Origin of the sequence: Streptomyces sp. CC0208 (genome assembly GCF_003443735.1) — a bacterium.
Lineage (GTDB): Bacteria > Actinomycetota > Actinomycetes > Streptomycetales > Streptomycetaceae > Streptomyces > Streptomyces sviceus.
Genome location: NZ_CP031969.1, coordinates 4,093,376 through 4,118,412, shown reverse-complemented (window position 1 = coordinate 4,118,412; position 25,037 = coordinate 4,093,376). Strand labels below are relative to the sequence as shown.

The following is a 25,037-nucleotide window of genomic DNA, read 5'->3' as shown; positions in this document are numbered from 1 at the left end:
TGTCAGTCGTGCAGGCGGACCGGCATCAGGATCGAGAAGCCCCCCTCGTCGTCGGGTCGGCGGATCGCGATCGGCGCCGTGGGGGCGGCGAGCTCCAGCACCAGCCGGTCCCGGCCCGCGGCGGCCAGCGCGTCCAGCAGGAACGCGCGGTTGACCGCGACGCGGCCCGGATCACCGGCGTCGCCGTCGGCGCAGACGGTCACCGTCCCGTCGTCCTCCACCCTGAGCAGGCTCAGGTCATGTGTTCCGGTCTCGTCGCTGCGGACGGGACCCGTCTCCAGGGTCCTGCGGAAGTCCGCGACCTCGACGAGGGCGCGGCGGTCACCGGCCTGGGGCAGGAGACGACGGTAGTCGGGGAAGTCGTGGTCGAGGCACTGACCGGCCACCTGCCCGTCCCCGGCCTCCAGGGCCACTCGGTCACCGTCGAGCAAGAACCGCACGGGTCCCTCGCCGTGCAGCAGCGCCCGCATCGCGTCGGCGAGCGGGGTGGGCACGATGACCTGTACCCGGCTCCCCTCGTGCCCGGTGACGCCGGCCCGGGCGACCGCCAGACGGTACCGGTCGGTGGCCACGACATGGAGGCTCTCGCCCTCGATGTCGAACAGGACCCCGCCGAGCATCGGCAGCTCCGGGTCGGTGCTCGCGGCGAATCGGACGGTGTCCAGCGCGGCCCCCAGCTCGGGCGCGGCGACGGTCAGCCGGACGGTGGCGGTGCGGAGCGAAGTCATGTGGTTCTCCCGTTGGTCGAGTAGTGCGCGGAGTGCGGAGAACTCGCTGCGGGCATCGGACAGCCCCTGTTCGAGGCGGCGCAGGTGCGCCGTGAGCAGTTTCCGGACCAGATCGGTGTCGGCACCGGCCCAACTGGCCAGCACCAGCCGGATGTCCGCCAGCGGCATCCCGGCCCGGCGCAGGCGGGCCAGCAACCGGGCCTCTTCGAGCTGCCCGGGCTCGTACCAGCGGTACCCGCTCACGGGATCCACCCAGGCCGGCACGAGCACACCGGCACGGTCGTAGAACCGCAGGGCGCTCACGCCCAGTCCGCTGTCGCGGGCCATCTCGCCGATGCTGCGCATGTCGTTCTCCACGTCCTGAACTCTGGGCCCTGCACAAGGTCGAGGGTCAACCCGGCTCAGTAGGGGCGCGGTGCGAGGTGCCGGCGGAGCGCGCATCCATGCGCGACTTACGCCGCGGCCAGTTCGCACCAGACGTACTTGCCGCGGTTGCCGTTCCTGGAGAGTGGCTGCCGGCCCCACAGGTCGGCGCAGGCGCGGACCAGGGCGAGGCCGCGGCCGTTCTCGGCGTCGGTGAGGTGGGCCAACGCGCTTGGTGGCTCGGGTGGTTGGGGGTCCGCGTCCCACGCGCCGAGGCGCAGAGTGCCGGGTGGTGACCAGCGCACTCGCAGGGCGGCGGGACGGGTTTGCCGGTTCCGGGGCGTCGATGATGTATGCCGGAGGTCCCGTGTCCCGGCTGGACACCGGCATGCGGGACTCGCCCACCGGCGTCGCGTTCATCGATGCCGAAATCCAGCTGGATCGAATGCGGGCCCTGATTCGTAGGATCGAGAGCGCGTCGCTGGACCCGATCGCGTCGCGCGACTTCATCCACCGCATGGCGAAGGCACTCTGATGAACTGGCGAAAGTCCACCTACTCGGGCGGCGGTGAGGGCAACACCTGCGTCGAGATAGCCCCCCTCCCCACCCGCATAGCCGTCCGAGACTCCAAGGCCCCCGCCCGAGCCACCCTCTCCTTCCCCACCCCCGCCTTCACCGCCCTCATCGACCACCTGAAGGAACACCCCTGGTCAGAAGGCCGCCTGCCGGGCTAGCGTCCCCGCATGACCGCCTTCGATCCCTGGGACCCGGCGTTTCTCGCCGATCCGTACCCCGCCTACGCCGAGCTCCGCGCGAACGGCCGTGTGCAGTACTACGAGCCAACGAACCAGTGGCTCGTCCCGCACCACGCGGACGTCTCCGCGCTGCTGAGGGACCGCAGGCTCGGGCGGACCTACCAGCACCGGTTCACGCACGAGGACTTCGGGCGTACGGCACCCCCGGTGGAGCACGAGCCGTTCCACACCCTCAACGACCACGGGATGCTCGATCTGGAGCCGCCGGACCACACCCGGATCCGGCGTCTGGTGTCGAAGGCGTTCACCCCGCGCACGGTCGAGCAGCTGAGGCCGTACGTGACCGATCTGGCCGGTGAGCTGGTGGACCGGCTCGTCGCGCGGGGCGGCGGTGATCTGCTGACCGATGTCGCCGAGCCGCTGCCCGTCGCCGTGATCGCCGAGATGCTGGGCATCCCGGAGGCGGACCGGGCGCCGCTCAGGCCCTGGTCGGCGGACATCTGCGGGATGTACGAGCTGAACCCGTCCGAGGACGTGGCGGCGAGGGCGGTGCGGGCGTCGGTCGAGTTCTCCGACTACCTCCGCGACCTGATCGCCGAGCGCCGCAAGGAACCCGGGGACGACCTGATCTCGGGGCTCATCGCCGCGCACGACGAGGACGACCGGCTCACCGAGCAGGAGATGATCTCCACCTGCGTCCTGCTGCTCAACGCGGGCCACGAGGCCACCGTGAACGCCACGGTCAACGGCTGGTACGCCCTGTTCCGCAACCCCGGGCAGCTGCGGGCACTGCGCGCCGACCACTCCCTCGTCCCCCGCGCCGTCGAAGAGCTCATGCGCTACGACACCCCGCTCCAGCTCTTCGAACGCTGGGTCCTGGACGACATCGAGATCGACGGGACGACCGTTCCGCGGGGCGCCGAGATCGCCCTGCTGTTCGGCTCCGCGAACCACGACCCGGCCACATTCGCGAACCCGGAACGCCTCGACCTCACCCGCGCCGACAACCCGCACATCTCCTTCAGCGCCGGCATCCACTACTGCATCGGCGCACCCCTGGCCCGTATCGAGCTGGCCGCCTCCATGACGGCCGTACTGGAGAAGGCCCCGACGCTGACCCTGGCGGCGGAGCCGCAGAGGAAGCCGAACTTCGTGATCCGGGGGCTGGAAGGGCTGAGCGTCGAGGTGATGTGATCACTCGTTCGACTGATCACCGGGTGATCAGGCACGCGCTTCGCCCAGGGCTCGCCACACTGGCCACAGCCTGAGAGGGGGTGCACCATGACCGTTATGGCAGAGCGCACAGTGCAGGCGTCCCAGATGTCGGTGGAGGAGTTCGAGAAAATCGCCGCCTTCGCTGCCAAGGAGACCGACGACACCGTCAGGTTCGAGTTCATCAACGGACGGATCGGGGTCAAGAAGGTGGCCGACGGGGACCACGACACCGTTGTCGTGTGGCTGAGCAAGCGCTGCATGCAGGCCAGGCCTGACCTCGATCTCTACCAGGGCCGGGGACTGCGAGTGGAGAAGTACCGTGATGGCAGGACTCGTCCTGACGCGGTGCTCGTGCCGGCGGAACACTTCGCCGGGCACGGTGAATGGGCTGACCCCAGCGGTGTGCTCATGGTTGTCGCGGTCACGTCGTACGACTCCGACACCGATCGGCGTGATCGGCAGGAGAAGCCAGTCGCGTACGGGGCGGCAGGGATCCCGTTCTACTTGTTGATCGACCGCGACGCCTGCACGGTAAAGCTGTACAGCGACCCGGACCCGGGTGTGGGGTACCGCGACAGCCGGACTGTGCCTTTTGGCGCGCAGCTGATGCTCCCCGAGCCCCTCGGCATCGAACTCGACACCGAGAAACTCAAGCAGTACGTCGACTGACAGCCCCCTCGCTCAACGCGTACCGCGCAGCCGCACCAGCAGAGTGAGGACCAGGAGCGGCAGAAACGCTCCCCCCAACACCACGAACGGCAGTTCCGTGAACAGGACCGCGAGGTCCCTGCCCTCGTTCTCGAAGCCGCCGCCCAGGTGGCGCCGGGTGCGGGACGTGGACAGCCACAGCAGCGGTGCCGCGGTCGCCCCCACCGCCGACAGCGCACAGCCCCCGCAGGTCACTCCGTCCCCATGTCGCTTCATGCCGGAAGGGACGAGCCTGGTCCGGGTCGTGGTTCAGGTCGTCAGATCCCGGCGCCGCAATCCCGCCAAGCCCACGACCACGAGCACCGCCGTGAGCGCGAGCAGGACCAGTACCGGCCCCCACTCCATCTCGCCACCCGGCAGCTTCGGCAGGTGGCCGAAGGGGGACAGGTCCAGGACCGGCTGCGGGACGTCGAGTGCCGGGCCGACCCAGCCGATCAGCAGCACCGCCCCGGCTCCTGCCCAGGCCAGCGGAGCGACCCGCGGGGCCAGCCCGTACAGCAGGACCGTGAGCCCCCCGACCACCCACACCGCAGGGAGTTGCACCAGGCACGCGCCCAGGACCGGGCCGACCTCCTTGCCGTAGCCCACGGCGAAACCGAGGCCGGCGAGCAGCATGACGAGTGCCGAGCCGGCGAAGGTGATGACCAGGTGGCCCGAGGCCCAGCGCAGTCGGCCCACCGCGTTCGCCAGCAGTGGTTCCGCCCGCATCGACGTCTCCTCGCCGTGCAGCCGCAGCACCGACGCGACGACGTACAGCGTGGCCACCAGACCCAGCATCCCGGTCATCGAGGCGAGGAAGGCGTCCGTGATCCCGGAGTGCCCGCCCATCCGCTCGAAGATCTCGCGAGCCTTGTCGTTGTCGCCCACCAGGTCGGCCACGCCGTCCGTGAGGCCGCCGTAGACCACCCCGGCCAGGAAGAAACCGATCGACCAGCCGAGCACGGCGCCCCGCTGCAGCCGCCAGGCCAGGGCGCCCGCCGTGCCCAGGCGGCCGGAAGGGGGTCCCGGGCGCGTCGGCACGAAGCTCATGCCGACGTCCCTGCGGCCCGCCAGGACGTAGGCCACCGTGCCCTGGCCCGCGATCGCCGCCGCGAACAGCAGCAGCACCCACCAGCGTTCGCCGGCGAAGGGACGCAGCTGCGACAACCAGCCGAGTGGGGACAGCCAGGTCAGCACCGAGGACCCGTCGGTCGTGGCCGAGTCCCCCGCCGCCCGCAGTACGAAGGCCGCTCCCAGGACCCCCGCCGTCAGCCCCCGCGTCAGCCGCGCGCTCTCCGTCAGCTGAGCGACGATCGCGGCCGTCGTGGCGAACAGCATGCCCACCGCGGCGAGCCCCAGGCCGAAGGCCAGCGCGCCCACGCCCCCCTGGCCCGCGAGTCCCGCCGTCACCAGCAGGGCCAGCACACCGTTCGCCACGGCGGCCGCCAGCAGCGCGGCCGTCAGCGAGGCCCGCCGGCCCACCACACCCGAGGAGAGCAGCTCCTGCCGGCCGCTCTCCTCCTCGTCACGGGTGTGGCGTACGACGACCAGGAGACCGGTCGCGGCGGCGAGCGCTCCCGCGTAGACGCCGACGCGCCAGGCGGTGAGGGCACCGAGGGAGTCGTCGAAGACGGGGCCGATCAGCGCGCGGAAGGAGGAGTTGGTGGCCACCTGGCGCAGCAGGTCGGCGCGCTCGGCCGCGGTGCCGTACAGGCCCTTCAGGGTGTTCGGCATGGAGAGGACCATCAGGGCGTTCGCCGCCACCCACACCGGGATCATCACCCGGTCGCGGCGGAGGTTGAAGCGGAGCAGAACGCCGGTGCCCGTCAGGGACGTCATGACGCCGTCGCCTCGTCGTCCTGGTAGTGGCGCAGGAACAGTTCCTCCAGCGTGGGCGGTGTCGAGGTCAGCGAGCGCACTCCCGATTCGCTCAACTGCCTCAGCACCGCGTCGAGTTGTTCCGTGTCCACCTGCAGTCGCACCCGGTGGCCCTGGACGTCCAGGTCGTGGACGCCGGGCAGCCGCGCCAACCCGTTGGGCGCGCCCGCGAGTTCGGCCGTGACGCTGGTGCGGGTGAGGTGGCGCAGCTCGGCCAGTGAACCCGACTCCACCGTGCGGCCGCGCCGGATGATGCTGACCCGGTCGCAGAGTTCCTCGACCTCGCTCAGGATGTGCGAGGACAGCAGGACGGTGCGGCCGCGCTCCCTCTCCTCCTCCACACAGCGCTGGAAGACCGCCTCCATCAGCGGGTCCAGGCCCGAGGTCGGCTCGTCCAGGATCAGCAGGTCCACGTCCGAGGCGAACGCGGCGACCAGGGCGACCTTCTGGCGGTTGCCCTTCGAGTAGGTGCGGCACTTTTTGGTGGGGTCCAGCTCGAAGCGCTCGATCAGCTCGGCACGCCTGTCGAGGTCGAGACCGCCCGCCCGTCGCCCGCCGCCACCCTGCCTGACGTGCTTCGCGCGACCCCCGTTGTGCAGCCGGCCGTAGAGGTCGATGACCTCGCCGCCGGAGAGGTTGCGCCACAGGGTCACGTCCCCGGGGACGTAGGCGATGCGGCGGTGCACCTCGACCGCGTCCGCCCACGGGTCGCGGCCGAGCACCTGCGCGGCGCCGGAGTCGGCGCGCAGCAGGCCGAGCAGGACGCGGATGGCGGTGGACTTGCCGGCGCCGTTCGGGCCGAGGAAACCGTGCACCTCCCCGGTCTCGACGTCCAGGTCGAGGCCGTCGAGCGCGTGGGTCCTGCCGAACGACTTGTGCAGTCCGGAGACGGTGATGGCCTTCGTCATGCTTCAGAACGTACGCTTCTTTCAGAAGTTTGTGAAGTTAAGGAAGCGTATGAAGCCCCGCTAGGGTGGTGACCATGTCGGATACGAGGGGACGTGACCCGGACGCGGTCTCGAAGTTCGTGGAGAGCTTCGCGGCCCAGCTCGTCGAGGCCGGGATGCAGCGCATGCCGGCCAGGGTCTTCGCGGCCCTCCTGTCCTCCGACGAGGGCTCCATGACCTCGGCCCAACTGGGGGAGCAGCTGCGGATCAGCCCGGCCGCGGTCTCCGGGGCGGTGCGCTACCTGGCCCAGACGCACATGGTCTCCCGGGAGCGCGAGCCCGGTTCCCGCCGGGAGCGCTACCGGGTGCACGGCGACCAGTGGTACGAGGCCCTGACCAACCGTGAGGCCGTCATCAAGCGGTGGGAGGGCGCGCTGCGCGAGGGCGTGAGCAGTCTCGGCGCCGAGACCCCGGCGGGTCGCCGCATGGCCGAGACGCTCGCCTTCTTCGAGTTCGTCGAGGGCGAGGTCGCGGCCATGATGGAGCGATGGCGGGAGCACCGCCGACAGCTGTTCGGCGACCGGTAGTCAGGAGCCGGTCAGCGCTCCTTGGTCTCCTCAAGGACCGTCCGCCCCAGCAGCAGATAGCGTTCCGGCGAGCGCCGCTTCAGGTACTGCGCGTACCCGATGCCCAGCGCGGCCACCGCCGCCACCAGCCATGGTGTGGCCTTGAGCACCAGCGAACCGGACTCCGAGCCGGCCGCCGCGCTCATGTTGGAGACCAGCAGGGCGACCACCGCGAGCATCGCGACGCCGCCGACCAGCGGGGCCGTGAGGGTGCGGAACCAGTGGCGGGTCTCGGGGTGGTGGGTACGGAAGTAGGCCAGCACCGCGAAGGAGCACACGGCCTGCACGATCAGGATCGCCATGGTGCCGAGGATGGCGAGCAGGACGTACGTGCCGCTGTACGGGTCCTTGCCGGCCGCCCAGAACGCCACCAGGAGTACGGCCGTCACGACCGTCTGCACCAGGCCGGCGACATGCGGTGAGCCGTGCCGGGGGTGGGTGCGGCCGACGGTGTTCTTCAGGGAGGGAAGGACGCCCTCGCGGCCCAGTGCGTACATGTAGCGGGCTGCGCAGTTGTGGAAGGCCATGCCGCAGGCCAGCGAGCCCGTGATCATCAGCCACTGCATGACGTCGACCGCCCAGTGGCCGACGTACCGCTCGGTGGGGCCGAAGAAGAGCCCGAAGGGGTTGTCCGTGGCGACCTTGACCGCGTCCGCCTCACCGGTGCCCGAGATGGCCATCCAGGAGACGAGGACGTAGAAGACACCGACGCCGAGGACGGAGATCATCGTCGCCTTGGGGATGATCTTCTTCGGGTTGCGGGACTCCTCGCCGTACATCGCCGTCGACTCGAATCCGACCCATGACCAGAAGGCGAAGAAGAGGCCGAGGCCGGCGGACGTGCCCTTGAAGGCGTTGACCGGGTTGACCGGGTCGAGGTTGAAGCCGTCCGGGCCGCCGCCGTGGAAGGCGACGGAGACCGCCATCGCGGCGAGGACCGTCACCTCGGTGGCGAGCAGGACCACGAGGAGCTTCTCGGCGACCGAGACGCCGAACCAGGTGCCCACCGCGTTGACGGCGAGCATCAGGGCCGCGAACGCCCACCAGGGGATGTGCACCCCGGTCTGGTCCCTCAGCGTCCCCGTCGCGAACGACGAGAAGATGCCGATGAGCGCCGGTTCGAAGACGACGTACGCGAAGGTGGCGAGCAGTCCCGACGCGAGGCCGACGGTGCGCCCGAGGCCGTAGGAGATGAAGCCGTAGAAGGCGCCCGTCGAGGTGATGTGCTTCGCCATCGAGGTGAAGCCGACGGAAAAGATTGCCAGTACGACCATTGCGACGAGATAGCTCGCCGGGGCCCCGATGCCGTTGCCCGCCGACACCATGAAGGGCACGTTGCCCGTCATCGCGGTGATCGGGGCGGCGGTCGCCACGGCCATGAAGACCACGCCGAGCAGGCCCACGGCGTTGGGCTTCAGTCGGTGAACCGTGCCGCCCTCGTCTGTCCTCGCCGCCGGGGCGACTCCCTCGTCCACTGCCATCGGGTGGCCTCTCTCCTTGCCCGTCCACTGCGTACTGGACCGGAACTCTGTAGCCCGAATGAGTCGAGCAAGGGTCTCGGGGCGTTAAATGTTTGTCAACCAGACCTTTAGAAATCTGGTGGCAACACGCGGCTCGTAGCGTCCCCGGCATGAGCTACGAGTCCGTTCTCGGCGGTCACCGCTACCGCTTCGACACCCTCGCCCGACTGCTCGCCGCCGCGAGCCCCGAGCGCTCCGGCGACCGGCTGGCCGGGATCACGGCCGACTCGGAACAGGAGCGGGTCGCCGCGCGGTGGGCGCTCGCAGAGGTGCCGCTCGCGGACTTCCTCACGGAGCCGGTGATCCCGTACGAGAGCGACGACGTGACCCGGCTGATCCTCGACACGCACGACGCGGCCGCGTTCGCGCCGGTGGCCTCGATGACGGTCGGCGGGTTCCGGGAGTGGCTGCTGTCCGAGCGGGCCGACGCGGTGGCGCTGGCCGCGCTGGCGCCCGGGGTCACGCCCGAGATGGCCGCCGCGGTCAGCAAGCTCATGGGCAACGCGGACCTGGTGGCCGTCGCCCGCAAGGTCCGCGTGGTCACCGCGTTCCGCTCCACGATCGGGCTGCCCGGCCGGCTCGCGACCCGCCTCCAGCCCAACCACCCCACCGACGACCCGGCGGGCGTGGCGGCGGCCCTCCTGGACGGACTGCTGCTGGGCTCCGGCGACGCGGTCATCGGCATCAACCCGGCCACCGACAGCCCCAGGGCCGTACGGGACCTGCTGGAACTGCTCGACGGGGTGATCCAGCGGTACGCGATCCCCACACAGTCGTGCGTGCTGTGCCATGTGACGACGAGCGTGGACCTGATGGCACGCGGCGCCCCCGTCGACCTGGTCTTCCAGTCGATCGCGGGGACGCAGGCGGCGAACGCCTCCTTCGGGGTCACGCTGGGGCTGCTCGACGAGGCGTACGAGGCGGCGCTCGCGCTGCGGCGCGGCACGGTGGGGCAGAACGTCATGTACTTCGAGACCGGGCAGGGCAGCGCCCTGTCGGCGGGCGCGCACCACGGGGTCGACCAGCAGACGGTGGAGGCGCGGGCGTACGCGGTCGCCCGGCGCTACGACCCGCTGCTGGTGAACACCGTCGTCGGCTTCATCGGCCCCGAGTACCTCTACGACGGCCGGCAGATCCTGCGCGCCGCCCTGGAGGACCACTTCTGCGGCAAGCTGCTCGGTCTGCCGATGGGCCTGGACATCTGCTACACGAACCACGCCGACGCGGACGACGACGACATCGCGACGATGCTCACGATGCTCGGCGTGGCCGGTGCGTCCTTCGTGATCTGCACACCGGGCGGCGACGACATCATGCTCAACTACCAGTCCGCCTCCTATCACGACGCGCTGTACCTGCGGGAGGTCCTGGGCCTGCGCCCGGCGCCGGAGTTCGAGGCGTGGCTCGCCTCGATCGGGCTGCTGGACGAGCGGGGCGGCATCCGTGAGGTCTCCGGAGAGGGCCATCCGCTGACGGCGATCGGGAAGGAGCTGGCGGCATGAGCGAAGTGGCCGTACAGGCAGGTGAGTTGTGGGCGTCGCTGCGGCAGCGCACCCAGGCCCGCATCGGCCTGGGCCGGGCCGGTTCCGCCCTGCCCACCCGGCACCGCCTGGAACTGCAGGCGGCGCACGCGGCGGCGCGGGACGCGGTGCACTCGCCGTTCGAGCCGGGCACCGTCGCGGCGGGACTGGCCGGGATGCCGACGGTACGGGTGCGCAGCGCGGCTCCCGACCGGCTGACGTATCTCCAACGCCCGGACCTGGGCCGCCGCCTGGACCCGACGGACCGCGCCCATCTCCCGGTGGGGAAGTGGGACGTGGTCTTCGTCGTCGCCGACGGGCTCTCCAGCCGGGCGGTGCACGAGCACGCGGCGCCGGTCGTCCGGGAGACGGCGGCCCGCCTGGGCTCCTGGCATCTCGCTCCCGTCGTCCTCGCCGAACAGGCCCGCGTGGCCCTCGGCGACGACGTCGCCCATGCGATGGGCGCGGCGATGGTGGTCGTCCTGATCGGCGAACGCCCCGGCATGTCGGCGGCGGACTCCCTGGGCGCGTATCTGACGTACCGGCCGGTGCCGGGCGTGACGACGGACGCCGACCGCAACTGCCTGTCCAACATCCGGCCGCCGCGGGGGCTGTCGTACGAGGGGGCGGCCGGGAAGCTGGCGGGGCTGATGGGGAGGGCACGCGAACTGGGCGGGACGGGGGTGGGCCTCAAGGACGAAAGCGATCACAGCACTGGGGCCGACCGGCTGCTCTGAGGGGTGTCAGGTCTGCTTCGAGGGGAGTTCGAGGGGAGGGCACCGGCTGACGGCCGGTGGCGCCCGTCCTCACCCCACCTCCGGCAACACCAACCCCAGCGCCCCCTCCCGCACCGTCCAGGTCCGCCGCCGTACCGGTCCGGCCACCCCCGCGTCCGCCCGGTAGCGGAAGTCCGCCCCGGTCACGGTCACCGTCCTGCCGGTGGCCAGCAGGGGGGAGGCCTCCGCCCCCACCGAGAGCGGGCGTACCTCCACCGACGCCAGGCCACCGCCGAAGCCAGGGCTCACCGAGACCGCCTCCAGGGGCTGGTCCAGGTCCACCAGGGTCACCCCGTCGACCTCCACCCGCAGCCGCGAGGGCCCGGGTACGGCGGGCGCGGTCTCCCGGGCGGGACGGGCCGGCACCAGGGTCCGTACGAGGGACCGGCAGGTCCGCAGCCAGGGCCGTGCGGCCTCCACCGACTCCTGCCGCGTGGCCGGCGCGGGGATCCGCAGCGCTCCGAGGACCACCCCGTCGCTGTCGTCCACCAGCATGTCCAGCCGCCGCTCGGCCCCGTCCAGGACCGCCCGCGCGGCCGCCACCGCCCCCAGGGGCACCCCCAGCGCGTGGGCGACGCCCAGGACCGGGCCGACCGGCACCACCGACAGCACGCATCCGGCCAGCTCCCGTCGGCGGTGCAGCAGCAGCACCGCACGCATCAGGGCGCGGTCGTCCCCGACGACCACCGGCCGTCGAGAACCCCGCCGCATGAGCGCCCGGGCGAACTCCTCGGGCCCGTCCGGCAGACACACCTTCGTCGCCGCACCCGCGCTGAGCACGTCTTTCACGATCCGTACGGACTCGCCGTCCGTCTGCCGGGCGACCGGGTCGATCACCACCAGCAGCTGATCGGACGTCGCGGAAGTCGCCACCTCGGCCATGCCTCGCTTCCTCGGGTAGCATCTTTGTGCAAGAGCCCCTTGCGCTATTGCGCCAGGGGCTTCGTCTATTCCGGGGCATCCGGGTCCGACGGGCAGCGGCCGACGACGGCCGTGGTGCACGCGACGGAGGAACCGTACGCGTACGCCCCCGACCTTGGACATGCCCCGCCCGGAAGGGGTGTACGCGCGTGCCCGCACTTGTGCTGCTCGGCGCTCAGTGGGGTGACGAAGGCAAGGGAAAGGCGACCGACCTGCTCGGTGGCTCGGTGGACTATGTGGTGCGCTACCAGGGCGGCAACAACGCCGGCCACACGGTAGTCGTGGGCGATCAGAAGTACGCCCTCCACCTCCTCCCTTCCGGAATCCTGTCTCCGGGGTGCACCCCGGTCATCGGCAACGGTGTCGTCGTCGATCCGTCGGTCCTGTTCTCCGAGCTGAACGGACTGAACGACCGCGGCGTCGACACCTCCAAGCTCCTGATCAGTGGTAACGCCCACATCATCACGCCGTACAACGTCACCGTGGACAAGGTGACGGAACGCTTCCTCGGAAAGCGCAAGATCGGCACCACGGGCCGCGGCATCGGACCGACCTACGCGGACAAGATCAACCGCGTGGGCATCCGGATCCAGGACCTGTACGACGAGTCGATCCTGACCCAGAAGGTCGAGGCGGCCCTCGACGGGAAGAACCAGCTCCTCACCAAGGTCTTCAACCGCCGGGCCATCGAGGTCGGCCAGGTCGTGGAAGAACTGCTGGGCTACGCGGACCGGCTCAAGCCGTACGTCGCCGACACGGTCCTGGTGCTCAACCAGGCCCTGGAGCAGGACAAGGTCGTCCTGTTCGAGGGCGGCCAGGGCACGCTCCTGGACATCGACCACGGCACCTACCCCTTCGTCACCTCGTCGAACCCGACCGCGGGCGGCGCCTGCACCGGCGCCGGCGTGGGCCCGACGAAGATCAGCCGGGTCATCGGCATCCTCAAGGCCTACACGACCCGCGTCGGCTCGGGCCCGTTCCCGACCGAGCTGTTCGACGAGGACGGCGAGGCGCTGCGCCGCATCGGCGGTGAGCGGGGTGTCACCACCGGCCGTGACCGTCGCTGCGGCTGGTTCGACGCGGTGATCGCCCGGTACGCGACCCGCGTCAACGGCCTCACCGACTTCTTCCTCACCAAGCTCGACGTGCTCACCGGCTGGGAGCAGATCCCGGTCTGTGTCGCGTACGAGATCGACGGCGAGCGCGTCGAGGAGCTCCCGTACTCGCAGACCGACTTCCACCACGCGAAGCCGGTGTACGAGTACCTCCCCGGCTGGAGCGAGGACATCACGAAGGCCAAGACCTTCGCCGACCTCCCGAAGAACGCCCAGGACTACGTGAAGGCGCTGGAGGAGATGTCCGGCGCCCCGATCTCCGCGATCGGCGTGGGCCCGGGCCGGGACGAGACGATCGAGATCAACTCGTTCCTGTAAATCCCTTTTGTTCGTCAGCCGTCGGGCCGGTCGGGGACTTCCTTGACCGGCCCATGGCCTTTTCCTGGTTCCCGGGCGCCCGGGTGTGAGACCAGCATCTACGCGTGTAGTGCCGTTCCTCCCGCCCCTTGCCCCCAGGAGCCTCCATGCCCGTCAGCCCCCTCAACCGCCGGGACTTCGTGAAGAAGTCGGCCGTCACCGGGGCGGCCGTCGCCGCCGCGGGCAGCGTCGCGGCGGCTCCCGCCCAGGCCGCCGAGCAGAAGCCGGTCAAGCCGGCGAAGAAGAACCGCACCTGGTCGTTCTCCGTCCTCGGCACCACCGACCTGCACAGCCACGTCTTCGACTGGGACTACTACCTCGACAAGGCCTACTCCGACAGCAAGGGCAACTCCGTCGGCGTCGCCCGGGTCGCCACGCTGATCAAGCAGCAGCGTGCGGCGAAGGGCGAGGAGCACGTCCTGCTCGTCGACGCCGGCGACATCATCCAGGGCACCTCCCTGGCCTACTACTTCGCGCGCGTGCAGCCCATCACGGACAAGGGCGCGCCCAAGCACCCCATGGCCGTCGCCATGAACCACATGCGCTACGACGCCGCCGCCCTCGGCAACCACGAGTTCAACTACGGCATCGAGGTGCTCAGGAAGTTCGAGAGCCAGTGCCACTTCCCGCTCCTTGCCGCCAACGCGCTCGACGCGAAGACGCTGCGGCCCGCCTTCCAGCCGTACACCGTGAAGCGCATCTGCGTCCCCGGCGCCCCCGACATCAAGGTCGGCATCCTCGGCCTGACCAACCCCGGCATCGCCCTGTGGGACAAGGACAACGTCAGCGGGAAGATGGTCTTCCCGGGCCTGGTCGAGCAGGCGAAGAAGTACGTGCCCCGGCTGCGCGCGCTCGGCTGTGACGTGGTCTTCCTGACCGACCACTCGGGCCTGGACGGCAGTTCGTCGTACGGCGACGAGCTGCCCTACGTCGAGAACGCCTCCAACCTCGTCGCCCAGCAGGTCCCCGGCATCGACGCGATCCTCGTCGGCCACACCCACGTCGAGGTGCCGTCGTACACCGTGAAGAACGACGAGACCGGCGAGGACGTCCTGCTCTCCGAGCCGTACTGCTGGGGCTACCGGCTCAGCGTCTTCGACTTCGAGCTGGAACTCGTGCGCGGGCAGTGGAAGGTCACCAAGAAGACCGCCCAGACCCTCAACCCCAACACGGTCGACGAGGACCCGGAGATCAAGAAGCTCCTGGAGGCCGACCACGAGCTGGTCGTGAAGTACGTCAACACGGCCGTCGGCACCTGTACCGAGGACCTCTCCGCGGCGGAGTCCTGCTGGAAGGACGTCCCCATCATGGACTTCATCCACCAGGTCCAGATGGACACCGTCAAGGCGGGCCTGTCGGCCTCCGACGCGGCCCTCCCGCTGATCTCGGTCGCCGCGCCCTTCTCCCGCACCGCCGACATCCCCGCGGGCAGCGTCACCATCAAGGACATCGCCGGGCTCTACATCTACGACAACACCCTCTACGGCAAGAAGCTCACCGGCGCCCAGCTCAAGGACTACCTGGAGTACGCGGCGAAGTACTACCACCAGGTGCCGGCGGGCACGGCCGTGGACACCGCGACGCTGACCAACGCCAACAACTTCTGGGACTACATGTACGACACCGCCGCGGGCGTCTCGTACGACATCGACATCGCAGCGGCCGAGGGCTCCCGCATCAAGAACCTGACCTACAACGGGACGTCGGTCGCCGACGACCAGGTCTTCGTCGTCGCCGTCAACAACTACCGCGCCAACGGCGGCTCCGGCTACCCGCACATCGCCGCCGCCGACATCGCCTACAGCTCCACCAACGAGATCCGCCAGCTGATGATCGACTACGTGACCGCGAAGGGCTCGCTGGACCCGAAGGACTTCGCGGTCACCAACTGGCGGCTGACGCAGGGCGGGACGCCGGTCTTCTGACCGCGGTCCCGCCCCGCCCGGGCGGCCGGCGTCTCAGCAGCCGGTCGCCCAGATGTGCGGTGGCGCGTAGTCCCAGGCGCCGCCGGGCCCCACCTGGCCCGGCTCGGCCCAGAAGTAGACATGCCCCGGCGGTACGGCAGCGAGCAGCACGGACGGTGGGTGCTCTAGGGTGCGTTCGCAGGTGTTCATGGGGGAACCGGGGGAGGGGTGGACGCCATGTCCGAACGGGACTGGATGGCCGCGCAGTTCGAGGAGCACCGGCCGCGGCTGAGGGCCGTCGCGCACCGCATGCTGGGCTCGCTCGGCGAGGCCGACGACGCCCTCCAGGACGCCTGGCTGCGCGTCGACCGCGCGGACACGTCCGGGGTGGAGAATCCGGGCGGCTGGCTGACCACGGTCGTCGCCCGGGTCTGCCTCAACCTGCTGCGGGCGCGGGAGACCCGCCGCGAGGAGGAACTGTCGGCCGACCGGGTCCCGGCGTCCGCGGGACGTGTCACGGACCCCGAGGAGGAGGCCCTCCTCGCCGACTCCGTGGGCCTCGCCCTGCTGATCGTCCTCGACACGCTCGCGCCCGCCGAGCGGCTCGCGTTCGTGCTGCACGACATGTTCCAGGTGCCGTTCGACGAGATCGCCCCGCTGATCGACAAGACCCCGGCGGCCACCCGGCAGTTGGCCAGCCGGGCCCGCCGCCGGGTCAAGGGCGCCCCCGCGCCCGTCGCGCCCGCCGCGGACGCCTCGCGGCGGCACCGGGTCGTGCACGCCTACCTCGCCGCCACCCGTGGCGGCGACTTCGACGCCCTGCTCGCCCTGCTCCACCCGGACGTGGTCCTCCACGCCGACCGTGCCGTCGTACCGACCCCCGAGCCCGTCCTCGTCCGGGGCGCCCGTCCGGTGGCCGAGGGCGCGATGGCCTCCCTGGGCCGTGCCCGCTCCGCCGCTCTCGTCCTCGTCGACGGCGAGATCGGCATGGCGATGCTGGAGGAGGGCCGGCTGCGTGTGCTGCTCCGGTTCACCTTCGACGGCGACCTCATCCGGGAGATCGACGTGGTGGCGGAGCCGGATCGGCTGCGGAAGGCGGAAGTGGCGGTAGTCGAAGGCTAGTTCAGGCGGTCGGGCGCAGGCGGCGACCGGAGAGGCGCTGGTACACAGCCCCGAGCACCGCCGCGTTCACCACGGCCCCGACGGCGATCCCGGCCCACGCCAGAGCCCCCGGCAGCATCACGAACAGCAGCGAGGCCGGGGCCGTGACCAGGAACGCCCAGACTCCGGCGAGGCTCGCGTCGGCGTGCTCGACGAACAGCGCGTCCACGCCGACCCAGCCGACGACGGCGGCCACGACGAGCAGGTAGCCGAGAGCGAGCGGGTTGAGGAAGTAGCGCGAGGCGTTCATGTGGACTCCCGGGTGATCGGTCGGTGCGGGTGTGATCCCCACGATGCCCGTCCCCCCGCGGCCACCGCCTGAGTCGCGGTACTCAACCTCTTCGCGGGATGTACCTAGGGCGTCGGGAACTGACCCGCGTGCGCGACGGCGGCGACCGGCGTCGCACCGGGGGAGGCGGTGCGGCTGCTCCCGCGGGAGTAGCCAGGGAGAAATGTCGCATTCAGGCATATTCTGAGACCGTGCATCTCTGCCTGTCGATCTGGAGAAGGTGAGCGCGATGCGCGTACTGCTCAAGGTGTCCATGGACACGGAGAAGGCGAACGAGGCCATCAGCCACGGCACCCTGCCGAAGCTGATCGAGCAGTCGATGGAACAGATCAAGCCCGAAGCGGCCTACTTCACCTCCGAGAACGGTCAGCGCACCGCCTACATGGTCTTCGACATGCAGGACAGCTCACAGATGCCGGTGATCAGTGAGCCGTTCTTCATGAACCTGGGTGCGAAGATCACCTACACCCCGGTGATGAACTACGAGGACGTCCAGAAGGGACTTTCCCAGTTGGGACGCTGAGCCTGGGCGCCCTCAGCTGAAGATGATCATCGAGCCCTGGGCGAGACTCCGGGTCGCCGCCGCGTGCAGCCCCAGCCAGACATGTCGCTCACGGGCGAAGGGACTGGGGTCGTACGGCGCGGGGACCGCCGGCTCCTCCAGCTCCGTGGGGGCGCGTGGCGGCTCGGGGGGCGCCGGCGGATTGGCCGGGTCGATGCCGATCACCGGCGCCACGAACTCGAGCTCCCGCAGCAGGGCCTGCGAGGAGCCCAACGGGCCGCCGCCGGCGAGGAGTTCGTCGTTGGCGAGGGGATGCGGGAAGTCGACAGGGACGTACGCGCCCGCGTGGTCGTAGTGCCAGACCAGATGGGACTGCTGGGCCGTCGCCTCGAACATCTCCAGCAACTGCTCGTAGTCACCGCCCAGTTCGTCCACGGGGGTGACCGGGAGCCCGCAGACCTGGAGCAGATAGGCGCGGCGCAGGAAGTGCAGGGCGTCGTAGTCGAAACCGGCCACCGGGGCGACCTCGCCGGACAGTCCCGGCATGTACTGGTACACCGGCACCGGCGGCAACCCGGCCTCGGCGAGCACCTTGTTGTATTGCGCGAGTTCCTCGGCGAACGGGTTGTCCGGGGTGTGGCACAACACGTCGACAAGCGGCACCAGCCACAGGTCACAGGCCAAAAGACAGCTCCTCGGATACTCGCGGTGCGCGGATATCGTCACACGGTGGTCAGGGAAGGGTAGTCGCTGCGGCCCCGGGTCGGGGCCCCCTTGTGCGGGTCGTGGTGGTCCCTTACCCGTGCCGGGGGCGGTCAGTCGGCGGTGAGGCCCTCGATGAGGGTCAGATAGTGGCCGTTGTAGTCGGTGAGGAGTTCGCGGGCGGTCGCGGTGTCCTGCCGGTACAGGGCGTCGGCGACCTCGGGGTGTGCGGACCACAGGCTGCCGCGCAGATCGGTGATCCTGCGCAGGTGCTGGACCGTGCACACCCAGGTCTGCACGCGCAGCCGGTGCAGGAAGTCGGCGAGGTAGGGGTTGCCGAACAGGAGGCTCAGTTCGCGCCAGAAGCGCAGGTCGTAGCCGATGAGCACGGTCAGGTCGCCCGCGGTGGCGGCCCGCTGGGCCTCCTCGCCGCGCCGCCGTACACCCGCCACGGCCGCGGCGGTACGGGGCTCGTCCAGCTCCTTGAAGACGCGGTGCCCGGCGTCCAGCGCATGGAACATGCCGTCCGTGACCAGGCTGCGGGCCTCGATCATGCCGCGGAAGTCGTCGAGGGAGTACTCGTGCACATGGAAGCCGCGGTGCTGGTCGGCCTCCAGCAGCCCCTGCGCGGACAGGTCCACGAGGGCCTCGCGGACCGGGGTCGCGGAGACGCCGTACTGCTCGGCGATCTCCTTGACGGTGAACTCCTGACCCGGCTGGAGCCGCCCGGCGAGTACCTCGTCGCGCAGCGCGTCCGCGATCTGCTGCCGCAGCGTGCTGCGGGTGACGGCACCGTTGCCGCTGCTGCCGGGCATCGTCGGGGCGCCTCCCTCGCGCAGGTGCAGATGGCGTGCTCGTACATATGTCTACGAGCACGCCACCTTACGCGTTCGAATGCCCCGGCGATTTACTCCGTGTACTCGTCCGCCACGGAGAGCGCCGAGTCCAGCGCCGCGAGGCCCTCCTTCAGTTCGGCCTCGCCGACGTTGCACGGCGGCACGACATGCGTCCGGTTCATGTTGACGAACGGCCAGAGGCCCTGCTTCTTCGCCGCGGCCGCGAACGCGGCCATCGGGGCGTTCGCCTCACCCGCCGCGTTGTAGGGCACGAGCGGCTCGCGGGTCTCCTTGTTCTTCACGAGCTCCAGCGCCCAGAACATGCCGACACCGCGCACCTCGCCGACGCTCGGGTGCCGCTCGGCGAGCTCCCGCAGCGCGGGCTCCAGAACGGCCGTACCGAGGTGCCTGGCGTTGTCGACGACCCCTTCCTCCGCCATGACGTTGATCGTCGCGACGGCGGCGGCGCAGGCCAGCGGGTGCCCGGAGTAGGTGAGCCCGCCGGGGTACGGCCGCTTGCCGAAGGTATCGGCGATCTTCTGCGAGATGGCGACACCGCCGAGCGGCACGTATCCGCTGTTGACGCCCTTGGCGAAGGTCATGAGGTCGGGCGTGACGTCGAAGAGGTCGGCGGCGAACCACTCACCGGTGCGCCCGAACCCGGCCATGACCTCGTCCAGGACGAAGACGATCCCGTACTTGTCGCAGATCTCGCGGACACCGGCGAGGTAGCCGGGCGGCGGGACCATGATTCCGGCGGTCCCTGGAATGGTCTCCAGGATGATCGCGGCGACGGTGGCGGGGCCCTCGAAGGCGATGGTGGTCTCCAGGTGCTCCAGCGCCCGCGCGGTCTCCTGCTCCTCGGTCTCGGCGTAGAAGCGGGACCGGTACAGGAAGGGCGCCCAGAAGTGCACGACCCCGGCGGAGGCGCTGTCGGAGGCCCAGCGCCGCGGGTCTCCGGTGAGGTTGACGGCCTGCTGCGTGCCGCCGTGGTACGAGCGGTAGGCGGACAGCACCTTGGGCCGCCCGGTGTGCAGCCGGGCCATCCGCACGGCGTGCTCCACGGCGTCCGCGCCGGCATTGGTGAAGAAGATCTTGTCCAGGTCCCCGGGCGTCCGCTCGGCGATCAGCCGGGCCGCCTCCGACCGGGCCTCGATGGCGAAGGCGGGCGCGAAGGTCGTCATCTTGGCCGCCTGCTCCTGGATCGCGGCGACGACCTTCGGGTGCTGGTAGCCGATGTTGGTGTAGACGAGCCCGCTGGTGAAGTCGAGATAGCGGTTCCCGTCGTAGTCCCAGAAGTACGAGCCCTCCGCACCGGCGACGGCCAGCGGGTCGATGAGCTCCTGCGCGGACCAGGAGTGGAACACATGAGCACGGTCCGCGGCCTTCACGGCGGCGCCGACCTCGGGGTGTGGCTGAGGGGTCATACGAGTGAGCGTAAATGTCCGCGATGCGGAAGCGGTATCGGCGTCCTGTCTGCGGACGGGGGCATTACGCGACAGGTTGTCCAGGGTCCAGCAGTTGACAGCCTGCTGTCGAAATGACAGCATGTTGTCATGAATGCCAAACCTGTGCACCACGCCGTGTACGACACCTACGCCGACTGGGAGACGGGACACGCCACGGCCTATCTCGCCCGCGCCGGGTACGAGATCCGCACGGTCGGCCCGGCCCGCGAGCCGGTGACGTCCATCGGGGGCCTGCGAGTGCAGCCGGAATGCGCCCTGGACGACGTACGGCCCTCCGAGAGCTCCCTGCTGATCCTTCCGGGCGCCGACCTCTGGGACACCTCCGACGACCTCGCCCCCTTCGCCCGCACGGCGCGGGAGTTCCTCGACGCCGGGGTTCCCGTCGCCGCGATCTGCGGGGCCACCGCGGGGCTCGCGCGCGAGGGGCTGCTCGACGACCGGAAGCACACCGGCGCCGTGTCCTTCTATCTGGCGGCCACCGGGTACGGCGGCGGCGCGCGGTACGTCGAGGCGGACGCCGTGACCGACGGCGGGCTGATCACCGCCGGACCCACCGAGCCCGTCGCGTTCGCCCGGGAGATCTTCCGGCTGCTCGGGGTCTACGAGGGCGAGGTGCTGGACGCCTGGTACCGGCTGTTCCACGACTCCGACCCCGAGGCGTACGCCGTGCTGGAGAAGGCAGCCGCGCGGTGAGCCGGGAGCGGCAGGAGCTGCTCAGCCGCAGTGCGCTCGGGGTGTTCCGGCTGAATGGCCAATTCCTCGCTGTCGCCGAGGAGTTGGCCCGCCCCGCCGCTCTCACCGCGGCCTGGTGGCAGGTGCTCGGCGCGGTGCTCCCGGAGCCGCTTCCGGTCGCCGGGATCGCCCGGGAGATGGGCATCACCCGGCAGAGTGTGCAGCGGATCGCCGATCTGCTGGTGGAGCGGGGGCTGGCCGCGTACCGGCCCAATCCCGCCCACCGGCGCGCCAAGCTCCTCGCGCCGACCGAGGAGGGACGGGCCGCCGTGCGGCGGATCGACCCGGGGCACGCGGCCTTCGCCGACCGGCTCGCGGAGGCCTTCGGGGAGGCCGAACTCGCCGAGGCCGTAGGGGTGCTGGAGCGGCTCTCCAAGGTGCTCGATCAGATCTCGACGGACGGCGGACGGACGTAGACACTGGTTCTGCCGCGCAGGTGTGCGGGCGCACGGTCTCGGGGGAGGGCCTGCCATGGAGGAACACGGCTCCGCCGACCCGGCGGACGGGGCGGGGCGGGGCCACGCCCGGGAGAGCCTCTCGCCCGGTACCCATATGACGCCGTACCGGTGGGAGAGCGATCCGGAGCCGGGGGACCGCAGCCGTGCCGTCACGCTGGCGCTCCTCGCGGTCGCGCTCGTGGTGGCGTTGGGCGCCGGCGGCTCGGTCTACGCCGTCCTGGACGACGAGAGCCCCGGCGCGGCGCCGACGGCCCCTCCGGCCTCACCCTGAAGTCCCCTTCCGGGTACGTCGGTTGAACGTCACGCGCACTTCGCCTCAGCGGGCGGCGGGGCTGTGCGGCTGACGGGCTGTGCCGAGGACTGAGCCGAGGACTGAGCCGAGGACTGTCCCGAGGGCCGCCTCGAGCCGGCTCACCGTGGCTCCGGCGGCCGCTGCCGGGGCATGTTCGGGCGGGCCGGCGGGCCCGGGGGGAGGGGGAAGCGTCCCTGAGCGCTGCCGGGGTCCTGGCGTCCCCCGGACGTCACCGCGCCCTGGATGCCCATCGGCGCGGAGCCGTTGCGGAACTCCACGATCCAGTCGGCCGTCTCCACCCGGATCAGCTCCGTCACGTCCTCCGAGAAACGGCGCAGGACGCCCAGGCAGCGTTCGGTGGCCTCGGCGGCCGTGCCCTCCGTCGGGCCGAGCACCTCGCGGACGCTCTCCGAGGCCCAGTCGAACTGGAGGGCCTGCAGGCGGCGCAACACGGCCTGGGCGGTGGCCACGTCCCTTATCCAGCCGGAGGTCACACCGAAGAAGCGGTCCACGGCCACGCAGGCCACCGCGAGGAGCAGGGCCAGATAGCCCCAGGGCGCGAGCTCGGCGCCCACCACCCCCGTCAGCCCCACCAACGGCAGCACAGCCCCGGTCACCGCCCCCACCGCGGCCCCGCCCCGCAGGGCCCGCGCACAGCGCCGTTTCCCCACCCGGTCCGCGAGATACCAGGACGCCGTCTCCAGCGCCCCGTGCTCCACCCACCGGTACAGCTCGTCCAGCCGTACGGCGGGCTCGCCCCAGTCGCCGAGCGGAAACGACCGCCCGGCCAGATCGGCCCGTCCGTCCTGAGGCGGGCCCTCGGGCTGCATCTCCGGCTGACCCACCCGGCGCTCCCTACTGATCGGTCACCCTGCGTGACGCCTGATGCTGATGTGCGGGGATCCTTCCTACCGCCCAATGGGTGGCGAAGGGGGTGCTTTGGTTGCTTTTCCGCTCGGAAGAGGGCCTTGATCAGGTATAGGACTCCAGGTCGACTCACTCGAAAGAGTGCTGGGGCGACGCCCGTCCCGACCACGTAGGCTCGTGCCAGGGAGGAAAAACCTCGCCCAAAAAGCCGTACCGACACAGGAGCTGATCGTGAACCCCGGTGGTGGCCAGCCCAACATGCAGCAGCTGCTCCAGCAGGCCCAGAAGATGCAGCAGGACCTGGCGAACGCGCAGGAGGAACTCGCCAGGACCGAGGTCGACGGCCAGGCGGGCGGCGGTCTGGTGAGGGCCACCGTCACCGGTGCCGGAGAACTGCGTGCGCTGAAGATCGACCCGAAGGCGGTGGACCCGGACGACACCGAGACCCTCGCCGACCTGATCGTGGCGGCCGTACAGGCGGCCACCGAGAACGCCCAGACCCTCCAGCAGCAGAAGCTCGGCCCGCTCGCCCAGGGCCTCGGCGGCGGTGGCAGCGGTATCCCCGGGCTGCCGTTCTAGGAGGGGCCCCGTCTTTCACGGTGCCCGTCTTTCTTTGGCGGGTGTCGGCCAACTAGCGTACGTATCGCAAGGAACCCAGGAAGGACGGCAGTCCGTTGTACGAAGGCGTGGTCCAGGACCTGATCGACGAACTGGGGCGGCTGCCCGGCGTCGGTCCCAAGAGCGCCCAGCGGATCGCCTTCCACATCCTGCAGGCGGAGCCGACGGACGTACGGCGTCTCGCGCAGTGCCTGATGGAGGTCAAGGCGAAGGTCCGCTTCTGCGCGACCTGCGGCAACGTGGCGCAGGAAGAGCTGTGCAACATCTGCCGAGACCCTCGCCGCGACCTCTCCGTCATCTGCGTGGTGGAGGAGCCGAAGGACGTGGTCGCGATCGAGCGCACCCGGGAGTTCCGTGGCAAGTACCACGTCCTGGGCGGCGCCATCAGCCCGATCGAGGGCGTCGGTCCGGACGACCTGCGGATACGAGAACTTCTCGCGCGGCTGGCCGACGGGACGGTCACGGAGTTGATCCTGGCCACCGATCCGAACTTGGAGGGCGAGGCCACAGCGACGTACCTCGCCCGCATGATCAAGCCCATGGGCCTCAAGGTCACCCGCCTGGCCAGCGGCCTCCCGGTGGGTGGCGACCTGGAATACGCGGACGAGGTGACCCTCGGCCGCGCCTTCGAGGGGAGACGACTTCTAGATGTCTGACGCCACACTGCACGAGACTGCCCAGGACCCCGACGACTTCGCGGTCCAGATCGCCGACCAGGTCGAGAGCTTCCTGGTGGCCGTCATGGAGGTGGCGAAGGGCGACGAACCCGACTCCGCCGTCCCCTTCCTGCTCCTGGAGGTCTCCCAGCTCCTGCTGGCCGGCGGCCGCCTGGGCGCCCACGAGGACATCGTCCCCGACGAGCGCTACGAGCCCGACACGGGCCCGGACGCCGACGTGGACGAACTCCGCGAGAACCTGGCCCGGCTGCTGGACCCGATCGACGTCTACTCCGAGGTCTTCGACCCCTACGAGCCCCGCAAGGCGCCGGTCCCGGCCCGTATCTCCGACGACCTGACCGACGTCATCACCGACCTGCGCCACGGCATGGCCCACTACCGCGCGGGCCGCACCTCGGAGGCCCTGTGGTGGTGGCAGTTCTCCTACTTCTCCAACTGGGGGTCCACGGCGTCCGCGACCCTGCGCGCGCTCCAGTCGATCGTGGCCCATGTCCGCCTGAACCAGCCCCTGGCGGAACTGGACGGCCTCGACACCGACCAGGCGATGGGCGACGAGACGCTGGAGATCGAGGCGGGCAGGGTGATGGTGGAGGAGATCGCCGGTCCGCTGGGGCTGCGGTCCCCGCAGTAGTCACGGTGTGACGCGGGTCATACAAGAAGACTTCTGCAACGGCGTAATGCGCGGGCACCTGGGGTGGTCTGACTGCACAACGGCCACACCCGGCTGCCCGTGCCCCTCGCCGACTTGGAGCCCCGCATGCACGTCACCCTCCAGCAGCCGACAGGCGCCCGCCTGATCACGGCCACCGACCAGGAGATCGCGATCCCCGCGACCCTGCGCTACACCTCCGCCGATCCGCTGGCCGTGCACATCGACTTCCCGCCCCATGTCACGGTCGACGGCGAGGTCACGACGTGGACGTTCGCCCGCGTCCTGCTGGGCGGGGGGCTGCGCGCGTCGGCCGGCCTCGGCAACGTCCGAGTCCGCCCCGCCGGTCCGGCCCACACCTATGTGGAATTCCATGCCGCGCAGGGCGTCGCCGTCCTCAGGTTCACCACCGCGGACCTGACCCGCTTCCTGGCCCGCACGTACACGGTCGTCGCCGCGGGCGAGGAGACGGTGGGGGCAGAACTGGACCACGGGATGGCGGCGTTGTTCGGAGGACGGGTCTGAATCCTCC

At 70.5% G+C, this 25,037-nt stretch carries 30 protein-coding genes and 1 pseudogene; 18 read left to right on the top strand and 13 right to left on the bottom strand.

Translation table 11 applies throughout. The features are described 5' to 3' along the window. Positions 1-2: 2 nt before the first annotated feature. The gene (locus tag D1369_RS18765; RefSeq protein WP_037900896.1) at positions 3-1,085 is read right to left on the bottom strand and encodes a MerR family transcriptional regulator; all 1,083 of its coding nucleotides are present in this window, start codon (positions 1,083-1,085) and stop codon (positions 3-5) included. A gap of 95 nt (positions 1,086-1,180) precedes the next feature. Next, a pseudogene (locus D1369_RS18760) lies at positions 1,181-1,411 on the bottom strand (ATP-binding protein); the annotation flags it as partial. On the opposite strand from D1369_RS18760, the gene D1369_RS18755 reads away from it, so the two are divergent. From D1369_RS18755 to D1369_RS18740, 4 genes are all read left to right on the top strand, one after another. Continuing rightward, on the top strand, positions 1,384-1,626 hold the full coding sequence (locus tag D1369_RS18755; RefSeq protein ID WP_342364923.1) for a hypothetical protein: 243 nt from the start codon (positions 1,384-1,386) through the stop codon (positions 1,624-1,626). The pseudogene D1369_RS18760 and the gene D1369_RS18755 sit on opposite strands and share 28 nt — an antisense overlap. Next, positions 1,626-1,826, top strand: coding sequence for a DUF397 domain-containing protein (locus D1369_RS18750; protein ID WP_007383577.1), 201 nt, complete (start codon positions 1,626-1,628; stop codon positions 1,824-1,826). The genes D1369_RS18755 and D1369_RS18750 overlap by 1 nt, the downstream gene beginning before the upstream one ends. Positions 1,827-1,835: 9 nt before the next feature. Further along, complete coding sequence (locus tag D1369_RS18745) at positions 1,836-3,041, top strand: cytochrome P450 (RefSeq protein WP_007383578.1); 1,206 nt, start codon at positions 1,836-1,838, stop codon at positions 3,039-3,041. An 87-nt stretch (positions 3,042-3,128) separates the two neighbouring features. Beyond that, complete coding sequence (locus tag D1369_RS18740; protein ID WP_037900897.1) at positions 3,129-3,731, top strand: Uma2 family endonuclease; 603 nt, start codon at positions 3,129-3,131, stop codon at positions 3,729-3,731. Between the two features lie 12 nt (positions 3,732-3,743). Here the strand turns inward: D1369_RS18740 and D1369_RS18735 are convergent, their stop codons facing one another. From D1369_RS18735 to D1369_RS18725, 3 genes are read right to left on the bottom strand one after another with little or no spacing between them, the layout of a single operon-like run. Continuing rightward, on the bottom strand, positions 3,744-3,986 hold the full coding sequence (locus D1369_RS18735) for a hypothetical protein (RefSeq protein ID WP_007383580.1): 243 nt from the start codon (positions 3,984-3,986) through the stop codon (positions 3,744-3,746). Between the two features lie 33 nt (positions 3,987-4,019). Beyond that, positions 4,020-5,588, bottom strand: coding sequence for a hypothetical protein (locus tag D1369_RS18730; protein ID WP_007383581.1), 1,569 nt, complete (start codon positions 5,586-5,588; stop codon positions 4,020-4,022). Continuing rightward, positions 5,585-6,535, bottom strand: a complete 951-nt coding sequence (locus D1369_RS18725; RefSeq protein WP_007383582.1) for an ABC transporter ATP-binding protein — start codon at positions 6,533-6,535, stop codon at positions 5,585-5,587. Before D1369_RS18725 ends, D1369_RS18730 begins: the two co-directional genes overlap by 4 nt. A gap of 74 nt (positions 6,536-6,609) precedes the next feature. On the opposite strand from D1369_RS18725, the gene D1369_RS18720 reads away from it, so the two are divergent. Further along, entirely contained in the window at positions 6,610-7,101 is a 492-nt protein-coding gene (locus tag D1369_RS18720; RefSeq protein WP_007383583.1) for a MarR family transcriptional regulator, read from the top strand. An 11-nt stretch (positions 7,102-7,112) separates the two neighbouring features. Here the strand turns inward: D1369_RS18720 and D1369_RS18715 are convergent, their stop codons facing one another. Beyond that, complete coding sequence (locus D1369_RS18715) at positions 7,113-8,621, bottom strand: APC family permease (protein WP_007383584.1); 1,509 nt, start codon at positions 8,619-8,621, stop codon at positions 7,113-7,115. Between the two features lie 149 nt (positions 8,622-8,770). Here D1369_RS18715 and D1369_RS18710 point away from each other — a divergent pair, with 149 nt between their 5' ends. Beyond that, positions 8,771-10,162: an ethanolamine ammonia-lyase subunit EutB gene (locus tag D1369_RS18710; protein WP_007383585.1), complete on the top strand. Its 1,392-nt coding sequence runs from the start codon at positions 8,771-8,773 to the stop codon at positions 10,160-10,162. Then, positions 10,159-10,917, top strand: a complete 759-nt coding sequence (gene eutC / locus D1369_RS18705) for an ethanolamine ammonia-lyase subunit EutC (protein WP_007383586.1) — start codon at positions 10,159-10,161, stop codon at positions 10,915-10,917. The genes D1369_RS18710 and eutC overlap by 4 nt, the downstream gene beginning before the upstream one ends. A 69-nt stretch (positions 10,918-10,986) precedes the next feature. On the opposite strand, the gene D1369_RS18700 is transcribed toward eutC, so the two are convergent. Further along, positions 10,987-11,838 (bottom strand): hypothetical protein, encoded by an 852-nt coding sequence (locus tag D1369_RS18700; protein ID WP_007383587.1) that lies wholly within the window; start codon positions 11,836-11,838, stop codon positions 10,987-10,989. A 188-nt stretch (positions 11,839-12,026) separates the two neighbouring features. Here D1369_RS18700 and D1369_RS18695 point away from each other — a divergent pair, with 188 nt between their 5' ends. Together D1369_RS18695 and D1369_RS18690 are read left to right on the top strand one after the other, a co-directional pair. Beyond that, entirely contained in the window at positions 12,027-13,310 is a 1,284-nt protein-coding gene (locus tag D1369_RS18695) for an adenylosuccinate synthase (protein WP_007383588.1), read from the top strand. A 146-nt stretch (positions 13,311-13,456) separates the two neighbouring features. Next, entirely contained in the window at positions 13,457-15,274 is a 1,818-nt protein-coding gene (locus D1369_RS18690) for a 5'-nucleotidase C-terminal domain-containing protein (protein ID WP_007383589.1), read from the top strand. A gap of 33 nt (positions 15,275-15,307) precedes the next feature. On the opposite strand, the gene D1369_RS42990 is transcribed toward D1369_RS18690, so the two are convergent. After that, positions 15,308-15,463 carry a hypothetical protein gene (locus tag D1369_RS42990; protein ID WP_158680144.1) on the bottom strand — a complete coding sequence of 52 codons (156 nt, stop codon included), beginning with the start codon at positions 15,461-15,463 and terminating at the stop codon, positions 15,308-15,310. A 27-nt stretch (positions 15,464-15,490) separates the two neighbouring features. Between D1369_RS42990 and D1369_RS18685 the strand changes: the two genes are divergently transcribed. After that, complete coding sequence (locus D1369_RS18685; protein ID WP_007383591.1) at positions 15,491-16,375, top strand: sigma-70 family RNA polymerase sigma factor; 885 nt, start codon at positions 15,491-15,493, stop codon at positions 16,373-16,375. Between the two features lies 1 nt (position 16,376). Here D1369_RS18685 and D1369_RS18680 read toward each other — a convergent pair whose 3' ends face one another. Continuing rightward, positions 16,377-16,664, bottom strand: a complete 288-nt coding sequence (locus D1369_RS18680; RefSeq protein WP_037900899.1) for a hypothetical protein — start codon at positions 16,662-16,664, stop codon at positions 16,377-16,379. 268 nt (positions 16,665-16,932) lie between these two features. Between D1369_RS18680 and D1369_RS18675 the strand changes: the two genes are divergently transcribed. Further along, positions 16,933-17,226 carry a hypothetical protein gene (locus tag D1369_RS18675; RefSeq protein ID WP_007383593.1) on the top strand — a complete coding sequence of 98 codons (294 nt, stop codon included), beginning with the start codon at positions 16,933-16,935 and terminating at the stop codon, positions 17,224-17,226. Between the two features lie 12 nt (positions 17,227-17,238). On the opposite strand, the gene D1369_RS18670 is transcribed toward D1369_RS18675, so the two are convergent. From D1369_RS18670 to D1369_RS18660, 3 genes are all read right to left on the bottom strand, one after another. Next, the gene (locus D1369_RS18670) at positions 17,239-17,889 is read right to left on the bottom strand and encodes a hypothetical protein (RefSeq protein ID WP_007383594.1); all 651 of its coding nucleotides are present in this window, start codon (positions 17,887-17,889) and stop codon (positions 17,239-17,241) included. Between the two features lie 131 nt (positions 17,890-18,020). Further along, positions 18,021-18,722, bottom strand: coding sequence for a GntR family transcriptional regulator (locus tag D1369_RS18665; RefSeq protein WP_007383595.1), 702 nt, complete (start codon positions 18,720-18,722; stop codon positions 18,021-18,023). Between the two features lie 92 nt (positions 18,723-18,814). Continuing rightward, positions 18,815-20,170 carry an aspartate aminotransferase family protein gene (locus D1369_RS18660; protein ID WP_007383596.1) on the bottom strand — a complete coding sequence of 452 codons (1,356 nt, stop codon included), beginning with the start codon at positions 20,168-20,170 and terminating at the stop codon, positions 18,815-18,817. A 129-nt stretch (positions 20,171-20,299) separates the two neighbouring features. Here D1369_RS18660 and D1369_RS18655 point away from each other — a divergent pair, with 129 nt between their 5' ends. Genes D1369_RS18655 through D1369_RS18645 form a run of 3 tightly spaced genes read left to right on the top strand, consistent with a single transcriptional unit; the run spans position 20,300 to position 21,673 of the window. Continuing rightward, a complete protein-coding gene (locus D1369_RS18655; protein ID WP_007383597.1) occupies positions 20,300-20,905 on the top strand; it encodes a type 1 glutamine amidotransferase family protein in 606 nt (201 codons plus the stop codon). Further along, a complete protein-coding gene (locus D1369_RS18650) occupies positions 20,902-21,360 on the top strand; it encodes a MarR family transcriptional regulator (RefSeq protein WP_007383598.1) in 459 nt (152 codons plus the stop codon). Before D1369_RS18655 ends, D1369_RS18650 begins: the two co-directional genes overlap by 4 nt. A 55-nt stretch (positions 21,361-21,415) precedes the next feature. Continuing rightward, positions 21,416-21,673 (top strand): hypothetical protein, encoded by a 258-nt coding sequence (locus tag D1369_RS18645; RefSeq protein WP_007383599.1) that lies wholly within the window; start codon positions 21,416-21,418, stop codon positions 21,671-21,673. 140 nt (positions 21,674-21,813) lie between these two features. Here D1369_RS18645 and D1369_RS18640 read toward each other — a convergent pair whose 3' ends face one another. Continuing rightward, the gene (locus tag D1369_RS18640; RefSeq protein WP_007383600.1) at positions 21,814-22,539 is read right to left on the bottom strand and encodes an SLATT domain-containing protein; all 726 of its coding nucleotides are present in this window, start codon (positions 22,537-22,539) and stop codon (positions 21,814-21,816) included. Between the two features lie 253 nt (positions 22,540-22,792). On the opposite strand from D1369_RS18640, the gene D1369_RS18635 reads away from it, so the two are divergent. The 4 genes from D1369_RS18635 to D1369_RS18620 all read left to right on the top strand — a co-directional run bounded on the left by D1369_RS18635 (position 22,793) and on the right by D1369_RS18620 (position 25,030). Beyond that, the gene (locus tag D1369_RS18635; protein WP_007383601.1) at positions 22,793-23,140 is read left to right on the top strand and encodes a YbaB/EbfC family nucleoid-associated protein; all 348 of its coding nucleotides are present in this window, start codon (positions 22,793-22,795) and stop codon (positions 23,138-23,140) included. Positions 23,141-23,235: 95 nt separating this feature from the next. Beyond that, positions 23,236-23,835 carry a recombination mediator RecR gene (gene recR / locus D1369_RS18630; protein ID WP_007383602.1) on the top strand — a complete coding sequence of 200 codons (600 nt, stop codon included), beginning with the start codon at positions 23,236-23,238 and terminating at the stop codon, positions 23,833-23,835. After that, positions 23,828-24,487 carry a DUF5063 domain-containing protein gene (locus D1369_RS18625; protein WP_007383603.1) on the top strand — a complete coding sequence of 220 codons (660 nt, stop codon included), beginning with the start codon at positions 23,828-23,830 and terminating at the stop codon, positions 24,485-24,487. Before recR ends, D1369_RS18625 begins: the two co-directional genes overlap by 8 nt. Before the next feature lie 126 nt (positions 24,488-24,613). Then, the gene (locus tag D1369_RS18620; protein ID WP_007383604.1) at positions 24,614-25,030 is read left to right on the top strand and encodes an SsgA family sporulation/cell division regulator; all 417 of its coding nucleotides are present in this window, start codon (positions 24,614-24,616) and stop codon (positions 25,028-25,030) included. The last annotated feature ends 7 nt before the right edge of the window (positions 25,031-25,037 follow it).

Coding starts and splice junctions, on each gene's coding strand:
- D1369_RS18735 (WP_007383580.1), bottom strand. CDS start 3,986: ATGAAGCGACATGGGGACGGAGTGACCTGCGGGGGCTGTGCGCTGTCG.
- D1369_RS18680 (WP_037900899.1), bottom strand. CDS start 16,664: ATGAACGCCTCGCGCTACTTCCTCAACCCGCTCGCTCTCGGCTACCTG.
- D1369_RS18685 (WP_007383591.1), top strand. CDS start 15,491: ATGTCCGAACGGGACTGGATGGCCGCGCAGTTCGAGGAGCACCGGCCG.
- D1369_RS42990 (WP_158680144.1), bottom strand. CDS start 15,463: ATGAACACCTGCGAACGCACCCTAGAGCACCCACCGTCCGTGCTGCTC.
- D1369_RS18620 (WP_007383604.1), top strand. CDS start 24,614: ATGCACGTCACCCTCCAGCAGCCGACAGGCGCCCGCCTGATCACGGCC.
- D1369_RS18725 (WP_007383582.1), bottom strand. CDS start 6,535: ATGACGAAGGCCATCACCGTCTCCGGACTGCACAAGTCGTTCGGCAGG.
- D1369_RS18745 (WP_007383578.1), top strand. CDS start 1,836: ATGACCGCCTTCGATCCCTGGGACCCGGCGTTTCTCGCCGATCCGTAC.
- D1369_RS18645 (WP_007383599.1), top strand. CDS start 21,416: ATGGAGGAACACGGCTCCGCCGACCCGGCGGACGGGGCGGGGCGGGGC.
- D1369_RS18740 (WP_037900897.1), top strand. CDS start 3,129: ATGACCGTTATGGCAGAGCGCACAGTGCAGGCGTCCCAGATGTCGGTG.
- D1369_RS18675 (WP_007383593.1), top strand. CDS start 16,933: ATGCGCGTACTGCTCAAGGTGTCCATGGACACGGAGAAGGCGAACGAG.
- D1369_RS18700 (WP_007383587.1), bottom strand. CDS start 11,838: ATGGCCGAGGTGGCGACTTCCGCGACGTCCGATCAGCTGCTGGTGGTG.
- D1369_RS18665 (WP_007383595.1), bottom strand. CDS start 18,722: ATGCCCGGCAGCAGCGGCAACGGTGCCGTCACCCGCAGCACGCTGCGG.
- D1369_RS18710 (WP_007383585.1), top strand. CDS start 8,771: ATGAGCTACGAGTCCGTTCTCGGCGGTCACCGCTACCGCTTCGACACC.
- D1369_RS18625 (WP_007383603.1), top strand. CDS start 23,828: ATGTCTGACGCCACACTGCACGAGACTGCCCAGGACCCCGACGACTTC.
- D1369_RS18750 (WP_007383577.1), top strand. CDS start 1,626: ATGAACTGGCGAAAGTCCACCTACTCGGGCGGCGGTGAGGGCAACACC.
- D1369_RS18730 (WP_007383581.1), bottom strand. CDS start 5,588: ATGACGTCCCTGACGGGCACCGGCGTTCTGCTCCGCTTCAACCTCCGC.
- D1369_RS18715 (WP_007383584.1), bottom strand. CDS start 8,621: ATGGCAGTGGACGAGGGAGTCGCCCCGGCGGCGAGGACAGACGAGGGC.
- D1369_RS18720 (WP_007383583.1), top strand. CDS start 6,610: ATGTCGGATACGAGGGGACGTGACCCGGACGCGGTCTCGAAGTTCGTG.
- D1369_RS18655 (WP_007383597.1), top strand. CDS start 20,300: ATGAATGCCAAACCTGTGCACCACGCCGTGTACGACACCTACGCCGAC.
- eutC (WP_007383586.1), top strand. CDS start 10,159: ATGAGCGAAGTGGCCGTACAGGCAGGTGAGTTGTGGGCGTCGCTGCGG.
- D1369_RS18660 (WP_007383596.1), bottom strand. CDS start 20,170: ATGACCCCTCAGCCACACCCCGAGGTCGGCGCCGCCGTGAAGGCCGCG.
- D1369_RS18690 (WP_007383589.1), top strand. CDS start 13,457: ATGCCCGTCAGCCCCCTCAACCGCCGGGACTTCGTGAAGAAGTCGGCC.